This is a genomic window from Vibrio sp. ED002 (genome assembly GCF_023277445.1).
GTDB classification, from domain to species: Bacteria; Pseudomonadota; Gammaproteobacteria; order Enterobacterales; family Vibrionaceae; genus Vibrio; species Vibrio jasicida.
The window spans coordinates 893229-907507 of record NZ_CP080239.1; the positions used below are offsets into that span (position 1 = coordinate 893229).

Sequence of the window (14279 nt, forward strand, 5' to 3'; positions counted from 1 at the left end):
TTATAATAGTTCCGTGAGTTCAATGTCTTGATAAATTACTGACATTAAGACCGTTTTACCTGAGTTATGAGATCGGCAATGACGAGTTAGATTGACCCTTTTAACTTCTGGTAACCAACCACTAAACACGACTTCTTTGCAATACTGATCCACAAACTCAGCCTCGCGCAAAAAAATCTTTTGGCTCCATGTTTCATCAACACACGTCAGTTGGAAATAATCATCCGGTTGATCGCATTGGGGGTTACTTTTATAAGTAATTACGATGCCTTCGCTTGAGGAGTTAACAACAGCGGCGGCAACACCCTGCTCTTTTTGACTGACAATATTGTAATCTGATTTGCTTGGCACTTGAGTATCGAGATTCGGCAGCGAAATCACAGGTTCGGAGCTCGCATCAAAGTTGTGAGCAGAAGAATAATCACTCAGATCTACTTTAACCGCTTTTTCATTATTCCCGCTCTTTAATTCATTGAGTTGCTGAGTATTGAGTTGAGTCCGAGAATAATAAAAAGCAACATCACTTTGTACGCTACCGTTTATTTTGTATGGAAGCCAAATATGAGGCAAAGGAACACCAAGTGGCTCTCTCTTTGTTTTACTTCCAGCCTTAAATGGACTCAATTCGGTTTGAAGTAATTCTGTGTATGTTTCGCCTTCGTTAGGCCAATCAGCGACCACTACCTCAACTTCTTCTCCAGTAAGACCAAAAACACGGGCACAAGCGTATTCGTCCAACACACCCTCATAGACTTTTTTACCGTCTTGGTACAGCTGAAACGCTTCCCCTGACAGAAATGCTTCGGAGTCTTCATCATATAAGCTGATATCGACCGATCTTTGAGGCGAGGACTTAGTGCTTTGGTAGAGTGATAGATCGACATCAGAAAAGCGTCCGTCGTTTTGAACTTGGATTTCTCGCCAAACTTCTGATTGCCAAACGACATAAATATAACCGCGATCGATAGATACATACCCTGAATCACTCTTATGAACTGGAACTACCGGCACCAACACGTTATCCCACTCATCCATCTGCGTCTCTTTATCAACGGGTTGCAGGTCACCGGCGAGTTTAAGCAAGATCGGCTGAGGCTGGTCGGAACAAGGGATTTTGATATAGAGTGTTTTGCCCTCAGATTCGAGATCTTTAAAGGTCGCTAGGCTGCGGTGTTTATTTTCTGTATCGGCCTTGCCCACTGTAACTTTTTCTTTTTGAGCGTCCGTTTTACCCAACATCAAACATGCTGCATTGCTGGACCACTGCCCTGCAAACTCAACAACGATTTTTTGATCTGGGCTCGGCTCAGAAGGTACATGCGTGTAACTACGAACTAGAGCAACATCGTCAGTAACCTGCTTGTAACCCGCTTTAAAAACTTTGCTTTCATTCGAAGCTGATACAGAGTCAACAAGCGATTTAAGTCTAGGGAAGCTTTGTAACTGAGAGTCCGTTAATGGCGACCTACGAGCAAAGGAAGATAATGAGACCCAACTGCCTTTCCCAAGTTCGGCTCTGATCGCTGCTAGCAATCCGCTGGTCGTTTTTTTAGAAGAAAGAGAAATCTTTTGCGCAAACTCTTTAGGGAGGTTTCTAAGGATGTCATCTGAATTTCGCAAACGCGAAAGCTGTCCTATACACTCGTCTGGTGTAAGAACATAAGGTAGCTCGCTGGAGGAAAGCTTCGAGCTAGGTATAAATTTGCAAACTAAATGCATTTGAATTCTCCACAACCAACATCGTAAATATGGTTGCGGTGACATTTAAGCTGATAAGGCTTACAAGTACGATTTGGTGCGCTAATGCTACTAATTTAATTTATAACATTCAATCACATAGAAAAATCAACAAATAAGCTGAGAGCCACCCAAAAGACATATTCGCTAGAAAATAAGTCATTTAAACTACAAACAAAGACAAAATAACTAGATATTTAAATCAAAAAGAAGGATTCAAATAAAAGGATTTTTTTTATTTTTGGGCAGAAGTTAACAGTTTCTATTGGGCAAATGACACCTCTGAGAGAGGCTCTGAAGGAATGACCTTCCTCAGCAACAACTGATAATGAATTGCTACTGAGGAAGTATGAATAAAAAGGTGAGCGCGTGTCACACTCACAAAAAAGCGCAACTACTTTGAAGCAATGCTAGGCTGGTGTCGCTTCATCACAGTCACAAAACGTCAGGTAGTTCACACTACCTAATGCAGAACTCTATACTTGGGGTATAGCATTGCGTGTAACTATATAATATTAAGACATATTCTCAACGTGGCATATTCACCACAGCATCTTTCAAATAACCATCACAATCACACTAACCGCTCCCAAAAACAAAATTGGCATAGGCATTCTAGATGTTTCACCTTGTATAAAGCCCGCTAAGTCATTTGTCGCAATTATTAGAAAAAGCCAATCGTTTGACTTAGATCACTTAATACCAAGTAAAAAGAAAGCGAGCTTAATGCTCGCTTTCTTTTAGGCTGCTTTCTGGGAGGGAAACTCCGCGGAATATCTTTCCCAATAATCTGGAACAACAAGCGCTGTAGTACTAGAGTAATTGAATGTCGTATTCACCTCATCAGCGGTCGCAGAGAGTGAATTGGTACCATTTGCATAAACGGTTATTTCTCCTTCTTTCAAAGTAGACAAATCAAGATCAACGGTCCATGTACCATCGGCTAGCACTGTTGCACTGCCTAGAACCTCCAAGCTATCAGTATCAACCGCTTTGAGTGCTATTGTGTCCCCCGTCTCGAAACGAGTACTGCTACCATTGACGGTTACTGTTGTTAGGCCTGTGACATCGTTTACTGTTTCAAAAGCGATAGTAGGAGTCATCGCTAGCACTTTGCTAGAAGTGAATGCCTCACCGGCATTGCCCGTTGCATCACTAAAGCCTTGCAACGTTAACGCCACACTCTTCACCGAATCCGCAACCGACGCGACTTCTGCTGTACCCACCCATTGGGTTTGAGTACCCGATTGTGCTGTCCAGTTGATCGCCGCGGTACCCAGCGTTGACCCCGTCGGTGTGGTGACGCCTTTGTCGAACGTGGCGGTAACGGTCACGCTCTCACCCGCCGCTGCGTACGTTGGATTAATCGACGTTTGACCGTCGTCCACCGTTGGCTTGGTTTGCGTCAACGTAAATGTCGTCCCCACTTCTTTTGCTGGTGCGCCCAAGTCGTTAGTCCCGTTCACCGTCACCGTAATGGTGCCGTCTTTAAGACCCGAGACATCAAGCGTCGTGTTCCATTTACCCAATGCAGCCACTGTCGTGGTTTTCGTGACTTCTTTATTGTCCGTATCGACCGCTTTGATGGTCAATGTATCGGAGGTTTCGAAGCGTGTGCTATCGCCACTGACGGCAACGCTTGCAGCGCCCGCTTCGTTAACATCACCGATATTTTCAACGGTTAAGGTTGGGGTCATCGCTAGCACTTTGCTAGAAGTGAATGCCTCACCGGCATTGCCCGTTGCATCACTAAAGCCTTGCAACGTTAACGCCACACTCTTCACCGAATCCGCAACCGACGCGACTTCTGCTGTACCCACCCATTGGGTCTGAGTACCTGCTTGCGCGGTCCAGTTGATCGCCGCGGTACCCAGCGTCGAACCCGTCGGTGTGGTAACGCCTTTGTCGAACGTGGCGGTAACGGTCACGCTCTCACCCGTCGCTGCGTACGTTGGGTTAATCGACGTTTGACCGTCGTCCACCGTCGGCTTGGTTTGCGTCAACGTAAATGTCGTCGTCGCTTCTTTTGCCGGCGCCTCCAAGTCGTTAGTACCGTTCACCGTCACCGTAATGGTGCCGTCTTTAAGACCCGAGACATCGAGCGTCGTGTTCCATTTACCCAATGCAGCCGCTGTCGTGGTTTGCGTGACTTCTTTATTGTCCGTATCGACCGCTTTGATGGTCAATGTGTCTGTGGTTTCGAAGCGTGTGCTATTACCACTGACGCCAACGCTTGCAGCGCCCGTTTCGTTAACATCATTGATATTTTCAACGGTTAAGGTTGGGATCATCGCCAACGCTTTAGCTGATGTGAATGACTCACCGGTATTGCCCGTTGCATCCTCAAAGCCTTGCAGCGTTAACGCCACACTCTTCACCGAATCCGCAACCGACGCGACTTCTGCAGTACCCACCCATTGGGTCTGAGTACCCGATTTTGCTGTCCAGTTGATCGACGCGGTCCCCAGCGTTGACCCCGTCGGCGTGGTGACGCCTTTGTCGAACGTGGCGGTAACGGTCACGCTCTCACCCGCCGCTGCATGCTCTGGGTTAATCGACGTTTGACCGTCGTCCACCGTCGGCTTGGTTTGCGTCAACGTAAATGTCGTCCCCACTTCTTTTGCTGGTGCGCCCAAATCGTTAGTACCGTTCACCGTCACCGTAATGGTGCCGTCTTTAAGACCAGAGACGTCTAACGTCGTATTCCATTTACCCAATGCAGCCGCTGTCGTGGTTTGCGTGACTTCTTTATTGTCCGTATCGACCGCTTTGATGGTCAATGTATCTGTGGTTTCGAAGCGTGTGCTATTACCACTGACGACAACGCTTGCAGCGCCCGTTTCGTTAACATCATTGATATTTTCAACGGTTAAGGTTGGGATCATCGCCAACGCTTTAGCTGATGTGAATGACTCACCGGTATTGCCCGTTGCATCCTCAAAGCCTTGCAGCGTTAACGCCACACTCTTCACCGAATCCGCAACCGACGCGACTTCTGCAGTACCCACCCATTGGGTCTGAGTACCCGATTTTGCTGTCCAGTTGATCGACGCGGTCCCCAGCGTTGAACCCGTCGGCGTGGTGACGCCTTTGTCGAACGTGGCGGTAACGGTCACGCTCTCACCCGCCGCTGCGTACGTTGGGTTAATCGACGTTTGACCGTCGTCCACCGTCGGCTTGGTTTGCGTCAACGTAAATGTCGTCCCCACTTCTTTTGCTGGTGCGCCCAAATCGTTAGTACCGTTCACCGTCACCGTAATGGTGCCGTCTTTAAGACCCGAAACGTCTAACGTCGTATTCCATTTACCCAATGCAGCCGCTGTCGTGGTTTGCGTGACTTCTTTATTGTCCGTATCGACCGCTTTGATGGTCAATGTATCGGTGGTTTCGAAGCGTGTGCTATTACCACTGACGACAACGCTTGCAGCGCCCGTTTCGTTAACATCATTGATATTTTCAACGGTTAAGGTTGGGATCATCGCCAACGCTTTAGCTGATGTGAATGACTCACCGGTATTGCCCGTTGCATCCTCAAAGCCTTGCAGCGTTAACGCCACACTCTTCACCGAATCCGCAACCGACGCGACTTCTGCAGTACCCACCCATTGGGTCTGAGTACCCGATTTTGCTGTCCAGTTGATCGACGCGATCACAGCGTTGACCCCGTCGGCGTGGTGACGCCTTTGTCGAACGTGGCGGTAACGGTCACGCTCTCACCCGCCGCTGCATGCTCTGGGTTAATCGACGTTTGACCGTCGTCCACCGTCGGCTTGGTTTGCGTCAACGTAAATGTCGTCCCCACTTCTTTTGCTGGTGCGCCCAAATCGTTAGTACCGTTCACCGTCACCGTAATGGTGCCGTCTTTAAGACCCGAAACGTCTAGCGTCGTGTTCCATTTACCCAATGCAGCCGCTGTCGTGGTTTGCGTGACTTCTTTATTGTCCGTATCGACCGCTTTGATGGTCAGTTCGTCAGAAGTTTCAAAGCGTGTGCTATCGCCACTGACGACAACGCTTGCAGCGCCCGTTTCGTTAACATCATTGATATTTTCAACGGTTAAGGTTGGGATCATCGCCAACGCTTTAGCTGATGTGAATGACTCACCGGTATTGCCCGTTGCATCCTCAAAGCCTTGCAGCGTTAACGCCACACTCTTCACCGAATCCGCAACCGACGCGACTTCTGCAGTACCCACCCATTGGGTCTGAGTACCCGATTTTGCTGTCCAGTTGATCGACGCGGTCCCCAGCGTTGAACCCGTCGGCGTGGTGACGCCTTTGTCGAACGTGGCGGTAACGGTCACGCTCTCACCCGCCGCTGCATGCTCTGGGTTAATCGACGTTTGACCGTCGTCCACCGTCGGCTTGGTTTGCGTCAACGTAAATGTCGTCCCCACTTCTTTTGCTGGTGCGCCCAAATCGTTAGTACCGTTCACCGTCACCGTAATGGTGCCGTCTTTAAGACCCGAAACGTCTAGCGTCGTGTTCCATTTACCCAATGCAGCCGCTGTCGTGGTTTGCGTGACTTCTTTATTGTCCGTATCGACCGCTTTGATGGTCAGTTCGTCAGAAGTTTCAAAGCGTGTGCTATCGCCACTGACGGCAACGCTTGCAGCACCCGTTTCGTTAACATCACCGATATTTTCAACGGTTAAGGTTGGCGTGATTGGCAATTCATACGACGTATTGTCCTCACCCACATTACCTACTAGGTCTTTATATTGACTCACCACTAGGCCAACACCGAGTTCTGGTACGTCTGGGACATTAACGGTACCGGTCCAAACTTTCTTATCAGCAGGATCAGACGTTAGCGAAGTAACATTGTTCGTTCCCAATGTTGCCGTGGCCTCTTGCAACTCTTTGTCAAACTCTAGCTTAACGTCTACTGCCTTTCCGATTTCTTGATGCAGAGGATCAAACGTTACTTTAGTCAGTGTTGGCAATACACCTTCTACCCCCAGAATCAAACTATCCCCTTTTCCGGGGATATTGTTGATGCTCTTATAGCTTCCATCATCGACCCGTATGGTTATGTCTTTATTTTCTCTTTCTGGTGTTATGTATGTGACTGTCCAAGTTATGTTGTCAGTGGTACTCCAAGATAAAGGTTTCAACTCACCGCCATTATTCTCATCTAACTTTACGTCTGAAATATCGAAATCTGTGACTTCTTCAGTAAAAGTAAATGTAAGCGGGACTTCGGCGCCACCAGCCAAAGGTGTGCTTGCATTCGTCGATATTGTTAACTCAGGGACTGTCGCTGCTTCCACTTTGTATGTTGTCGTTTTTTCCGTTTGATTGCTGACTGCATCAGTCGCGATTACTTTTATCGTGTAATCTCCTGGCGATAACAAGTAGTGGAACACATAAGGGTCGCCATCGTTAGTAGGTTCCGTGATTGACTGTGGCCCTACTGCTAGACCTGAACCGTTGTCAGCTGTTGATGTTACTGAACTTAAGTTTTTATCTGTTACCTGAGCAGTTACATCCGACTGATATTTGCCGTCATCTGTTGCTTTGTCATCCTGCGTGATATTGCTGATCGACACTTCAGGAACTTCAAAATCAACAACTGATTCGATACCTTTGGCATCATAGATCTTATTAAAAAGCTTAAAGTCTGTAACAGCACGTCCCATTGAGTCAGTGACTGTCACTTTGTATATGTATTCAGCTTGGTCATCAATTGCAAAATCCATGGTACCAGTCGCGCTTGACGACACAATATTGCCGTTGAAGTTAAGCGGGTCTCCGGTAGTTGGAACCATATCAATGGAATAATGAGTTGCCTTGACATGCTCCCCCTCTGTAGACGTAATCGTGAACGATTGACTTTCTTTAGTGAATGCTAGCTTGCCTCCCAGCAAGCTAGTCATGTCATTAAATGAGAGAGTAATAGTCGGCACAGTCAGATCGATAGTCTTGTCTTCACTACTCTGGTTATCCACCGCATCTTTCGCGATTACCTCAACCGTAATTTTATCAAGACCTGAAAGCTCACCTTTGGATAGCTCGAAATAAGTTATGTATTCCTTATCGTTTTCCTTGTTCGTTTTTTCTTCTTCAAAGTCAAGCGCTCGCACCGTGTACTTAACCTTAGCTAAACCACTGACGTCATCTTTCATCTCGACAAAAGTGAACCTAACTTTGTCACCTGGTTGCTCAGTAACCGTGATCAAATCTCCAATGACAGGAGCAGTATTATCAAATCGAATATCTTCAACTAAATCTAACCCACGGTTTTCCCAAACGTCAGTGACCAGAACCTCGATTGTTAACGCTTTATTTTCTAATCCCGCATCCAACTCATCACTATGAAAGCTTGAACAGCGATACGTGTCATCATCACTACAAGTGGTGAAGTTTCTGAAGTTATCAGCGTTATTTTTTAAGTCGTAAGACTCACCACCAAAGGTAACACTGACATTTTCTATGTCCGAGTATTCGGCAAGCTTAACTCTAAAGTCTACATTGAGGATTTTACCATTTAATACATCACTACCTTCAGGGCTTGTAATTTCAACTACCGGCTTTTCAGTTGGTAATATGAATTCAAACTCATGCTCTGCTGCTAAGTTGCCTGCATTATCAGTAATGTTGGAAATTTTGTAGGCATGCGTAACCGCCGTCTTTTGAATAATATCGGCATACTTTTCTTTGTAACGGCAAACAGCTTCACCATTGGCATTCAAAACACAACTCTCAGCACTAAACGGAATACCTCCAGCCATTCTAATTAACTTAGGGAAATCCGCGTTGTCGGTAATATTTACTCCTGACAACTCATCTTTAAATATAAGGTCAAATGCAAGGTACTTAGTTGGATCATCTAAGTCATAGGTCACCTCATAGCCCTGAAATACGTATTGATCCGTTTCAGGTGAAACTGTCTTTGGAGCCTCTGCATCCATCATTTTAAAGTCAAACTTCCGCACTGCTACGGCCCCATTCGTGCCCGTAGTTTGGACGATCAAAACAGCAGGTGAATACGAAACATTTTCCGAGTCAACGCTACAACTAGGCTCTTGCCCCAAAGAAATATTCTTCACGCCAGAAGTAGGCTTTTCTCCACTAGGGGGGGCATCGTCACCATTGTGTTCCCGACGAACCCAACACTCTATGCTTTTTGCTTTTACTTCACTTTTAGTTACGAATTTGACGTCTAACACCCCGTCAGACACATAGTTCTGAAAATCTATAGGCTCATCAATATCAATAGCTACACCATTACGCTGGACGCTTAACGTACGGTTAATGTTGCTAACTAGTGGAGTACCGTTATGTTGGACATTATTTTCAACACTAATACTCAGCTCATAGTTCCCATCAGTTCCTAGTTGCAGCTGGGTTAACGTCGCTTCCCAAGTGTCCTCTGAACCGTCGACTTTATAAAACTGAAAGTCTGTCGCTTTACTTTCACCCGAGTATTTATAAGTAGATTTAATTTCTTTAACACCACTCACATCGGTTACTTTTAAAGTTAGCTTAATGTCACCTTCGTTATATACAACTCGGTCAATTGATTCACCACTATCTGCGTAAGCAATCGTAAGGTCCAATTGGGGAAGCTTACTGCTCACGTTAACCAAAAAGTCACTTGTCGATGAGTTGCCACGAGTATCTGAACCTTTAACTCTAATTGTATGCTCACCATCACTTTGCCCACCTAAAGGGATTTTAAGAGCGTCAGCATTAACTATTTTGGTTCCCGGAGTACCCGGAGTTGGTTCAACATCTTCAAATATCCAGTACTCTAAGTTTTCTCGATCTACCCCCTCAGTAGAAACGTTGCCATTCGGGCCTAAATCTGTAGCTCTCAGCTCAAAGACATAATCACTATTGTAATAACTATTAACATCGTGCCCCATCAAGCTAAATTCTGGGCCTTGATTATCAAAAACTACGCTATTTGTATTCGATTGACTTTCAAAACCATGAACATCTTTTGCTTTAACATAGAGACGGATGCGATTTCCTTCATTCAGGTCAATATTCTTAGTCTCATCTTCCAAAAGTGGCATTTCGAACTTTTGACTTGGGTTCTCAGGCTTAAACGTTTTTAACACTGTAGGGTTATCTACCTGGAACAAGGATACTTCTTCAATACCAGAATCATCTGTCACTGATTCAAAAAGCACATTGAACTTACGTCCTACTACGGTGTTTTCTTTATTCAAAGCGTCTTCAATCCAAGGGGTAGAAAGTAGAATTACTGGTCCCTTATTATCAACTTGAAAGCTGAACGTCCCCTTCCTACTCTCGTTTGCTGGATAGGCTTTATCCGTTGCCGTTACATAAAATTCATTTTTGGAATCGTAATTAAAGGCTTCAGCAACCAATTGAACTTTAACATCCGGCTGCTCGCCAATGAGGTATGGTTGATCACAAACGCTTGTTTCAGGATCGCAAGCTTCTAACGTTTGGGATTGACCTGAGCCTCTCCTTAGTTCGACTTTTACATTGCTACCTTGACTAAGATCACCCCAATCGATCACCGGAGTCCAAACATCGTTGCCACCCAATCGCTCTGTAATTTCCGCATCATTAACAACCGGTGACTCAGAGTCGATATAAATACGAAACCTTGGGGCCCCATTGTCGGCATCTGATACCGCGTTCCCCAAGTTATCTTCGGCACTAACTACCGCTAACCAGTCACCATCTCCTGGGTTAATTGTTGTTCCTTGAGTCGAGCAATCTTCCTGACCGCATAGGCGTACGACAAACCGATCGCTTTGGTTAGTATAAAACTGCTCATATGAAACTGGGTATCTTTCGCCAGATGTCTTATAGAAAAGTAAGCTACGTTTCTCGAGTTTGTCATCAACCACATCTTTCAACTCAAAAGTTAGATCGTGGATGTTATTTTTAATACTCAGATAAACATCTTCCCCTATAGGGTTTTTATCTGGACCTATAGGAGGGATGTAACTCGCCTCCGGATAGTCATTATCTACATACAAACGCTCTACAAGAGGGTCGGCCTCAGTAAATCCATTACCTTTGGTATCGAATGCCGTTGTCTCCAACGCAAACTCGATGATATCGGTGAGATCTGCTGACTCTGTATTTAAGGTAAAGAAGTACTCTTTTCTAAATTTATCGCTATCGCCAGATTCTTGTGGTTGAAGTTCCAATGGAATAGCAGTATTAGGGTCACCCATGGCATACCACATACTTTGGAATTTCGGGGCTTGGTCACCTTCCTCTACAACCCCAGATGGATCTTCTAACACTACTCTAGATACCACTTCACCCGCGACATAAAGCTTGTCGCCAACCATTGTTTCGCGGCCAGTCTCTATTGTTAGTGTTTGTTTCGGAGGATAAATATCAATACTACCGCCACCACTATCAAAGATATTGTCTTCGCCAAGTTTAGGATTAGCCGTAGAAATATCATCGGCATAAAGCTGAGCAATATTATCTGGGATGCCGTATTTTTCAGTCATGATATCGTAGTAAGACTGAGCAAGGTCTTTGCGGTAGGTATCAGAGTCGAATTCGTAATCATCCAATTTGATTTGATTCCCACCAGCACCAATTCCGTTTGCTTTACCATCGTAGCTAAGATCGTCATAAATAGCGGAAGCTAAATCAGAAGAATTGTTGCGTGGCGTCTTTTCCGCTAATTTATCAATTGCTTCAACAAGGAAACGATGCAGGTAGTCGTTAGAGAGATCGCTAGGAATTGTCTCTTCAAGCATCTCATTTGTAGCGTACGCCGTAATGGTTGGATCGAATCCAAAGAACGATTCGTTACCGCCAGCTAGCGCGTATTTCACATCCGTGAGAATTTGCGAGGCGCGTTCTGATGTTTTGTCACCGGCTTCTACCTGATTCCAACGATAATCGAACAAACCTGTCTGGTAAGTGGCAAGCTCGGTCACGTAATACGTATTCGAACCATCAAGTTCAAAATATGCGCCGATATTGGCATTGTTTAGATTAACGCTCGCTTTGGCACCTGCATCATCTTTCCATTGGTAGTAGTGAGGGTCCGTCCCTTCTACACCAATTAAACGTACTCGCATGAATTCATAATTGACAACGTCCGTCGTGGCTTCACACGAAGCAACATCAAGCGCGGTAGTTTGATCACTTTCTGGCTGCTGAATAGTGGTACAACTTGCTAGAGAAGTGAATTCACCATTTGGGTTCAAACCTTCTAATTGCACACGTGCCCCAATGAAAGGGGTCACAACCGTCATCGTAGGTAGGTCAAAACTGCTCCGGAAGTAAACTTCTTGCGTCGCACTTTCATTGTCGGACTCGTCGATGGTTTGAATTACCAGTTTTTGGCTAGCGTTTTCTGAAACGTTTTTAAAACCATCACCAAGTACCTCTTTTACGAAAGGAACGTAGTAAATAACCTCATCGACTCTGCCTTCGCTATCTAAAATAGTTTCGTGAGGGATACTCGCGGTGATAGTGTCCGTCGAGGCCACGGTTTGTGTTGTGTTTTGAAATGCGTAGTTGTTGTCATTGTTTTGGCTTAGGTAGTACTTCACGACTAGTTTAAGTTTGTCAGCACTTGAGCCTAAAACCGTATCGGAGTTCACATCAGAAACTCGAACTCGTACGTAAGGGATCTTATTCTCTTTCAATACGTTGACGTGAAAATCGGCGAAATCAACGCCATCAATTGATTTCAAGCCAGAAGCAGCATAGACATAATCGATCTTCAAGTAGTCTCTACTCGACTGAACATTGTCTGATGTATAAGTATCTTGCGTGTAAACCCCTTCGTACGTAGACCTTTCTCCATCGACGGTCACATTGACGTAGTTCATCGATGCCCCTTCAGGGTATGTAATGATCTGAGCAGGCGCTTGATCGTCACGGCTTACTGCATGCTGGTACTCACCGACGTTTTCTTTGGTATCGGTCGCCTTGATATCGAACGTAGTCGTAGATAAGAAATCGTCTGTCGAATACGGTTCGTTAAACTCACAAGCGCTGCCCGACTCTGCGGTCACAGGAGAACAAGACACATCTTTCGGTAGCCCACTCTTAAAAGATACGCTGACAGATTTAATGTCTTGAGACGCTTCTTTTACTATACCTTTTAATACGTACTCTTTAACTACGTTGTTAATAGCGCTTGCCGAAGTAACAGAAATGACAGGTGCATCATTATCCCACTCAAAATTAACGTAATGACCTGAATTGCTACCAGAAACAAGTTCATTGCCTAAAACGTCCGCCGTGTAAAACACCAAACGCGCTGCAGTTACATTAGAAAGGCCGGTATCTGGGTTGACATCAACTGCATCAATGGCTTTTGTATCGACACTTACTTTGATGTTTGTTTCTCGAACCCCGACTTCAAATCCGCTTGCATCAACCGAACAAAACTCACTGCCAGAAGTCTGTTGATCGTTACATTTGAATTCGCCTGACCAAGCACCATGTAATTGATATTCCACATAAGCAGAAACAGATTGAACACCGATATCGTCATTAAGTCTGATATCTACGCTATCTGTTCTTGCTAATACATCACTATCGGTGCGAGTTACGGTTGGTGGTGTTGTATCGATTTCGGTTTCATCGCGTGGTGGAATAACACCATCGGTCGTACCATGACTTCCCAAGTCATTAATTTTTTGACTAAAAGCAACGTAATCATCAGCATCCGTCCCTGAGATATTAAGCTCTGGGTCGTTCACTACAATCAAAACGTGTTGAGAAAGGTCTTGAGTGTAAACGTCGCTAGTAATTCTCTGCTGACCAAACGTAAGCGGCGTCACTGCACCTGTCGAGTCACTGATTTCTAAGCCGTCTAGAAGACCATCAGCGATGACATCACGAAATTGAATATCAGCAAAATGCATTGAAGTATAGACGTTGTCCTCAGACTGGCCGTATCTTTGAATCAGGTCATAAGAATATGAAGAGTATGCTGTTAACAAAGCTCCGTACTGGTGACCAGGTGTAGCAAAGCTACTTTGGCCTCCTTTCGTTATATCAATCGGAGTGGTTTCATTGACATTGAACCCGTACATCCCATTGATACTATCTAAGGCTTCAGAGACTGCATCCGAGCCAGATTCCCCACCAGAAATCTTATACTTAGCTAAACCAGAAACGATATTAGTCAGTGGTGTGAGCATTAATTTCTGATCACTACCTTCACTAAAATTCACTACCCCTTCTAAGCGCAAAGTCTTACCCGCGCTCGATGACACAATTTCTTTTGTGAGAGGATCGGTGTAGCTACCTTGCTGCGCGACGACATACAAAGGCATCGAAGAGGATTCGAATTCAAGCTTGTAATCACCAAAGGCATCAGAAGTCGTACCCGCAAGCAATCTGCCGACTTTTCCATCCTTGTATTCAAACACCTCGATCTTGGCACCGTTGACTGGAGCGTCAAAAACGTTACCTGAGATGCTTCCTGTATTCCTAGCTGGCGGGGTGTTATCACCACCATCCCCACCACCACATGCACTCAATAAAAGTGAAGCAGCCATGAGACCTAACGTTGGTTTTAGTGTATTTTTAGTGAACATAGTAATTTGGCAGAGTCTATTTTGC

The 14279-nt window shown here is 45.3% G+C and carries 3 protein-coding genes; all 3 read right to left on the reverse strand.

From position 1 onward, the window contains the following. The 3 genes from ITG12_RS20760 to ITG12_RS20770 all read right to left on the reverse strand — a co-directional run bounded on the left by ITG12_RS20760 (nt 1) and on the right by ITG12_RS20770 (nt 14215). Nucleotides 1–1719, reverse strand: a complete 1719-nt coding sequence (locus tag ITG12_RS20760; RefSeq protein ID WP_038878588.1) for a hypothetical protein — start codon at nt 1717–1719, stop codon at nt 1–3. 758 nt (nt 1720–2477) lie between these two features. Next, a complete protein-coding gene (locus tag ITG12_RS20765; RefSeq protein WP_248874956.1) occupies nt 2478–5390 on the reverse strand; it encodes a tandem large repeat in 2913 nt (970 codons plus the stop codon). Beyond that, on the reverse strand, nt 5387–14215 hold the full coding sequence (locus tag ITG12_RS20770) for a tandem large repeat (RefSeq protein ID WP_248874957.1): 8829 nt from the start codon (nt 14213–14215) through the stop codon (nt 5387–5389). The genes ITG12_RS20765 and ITG12_RS20770 overlap by 4 nt, the downstream gene beginning before the upstream one ends. Nucleotides 14216–14279 lie beyond the last annotated feature (64 nt).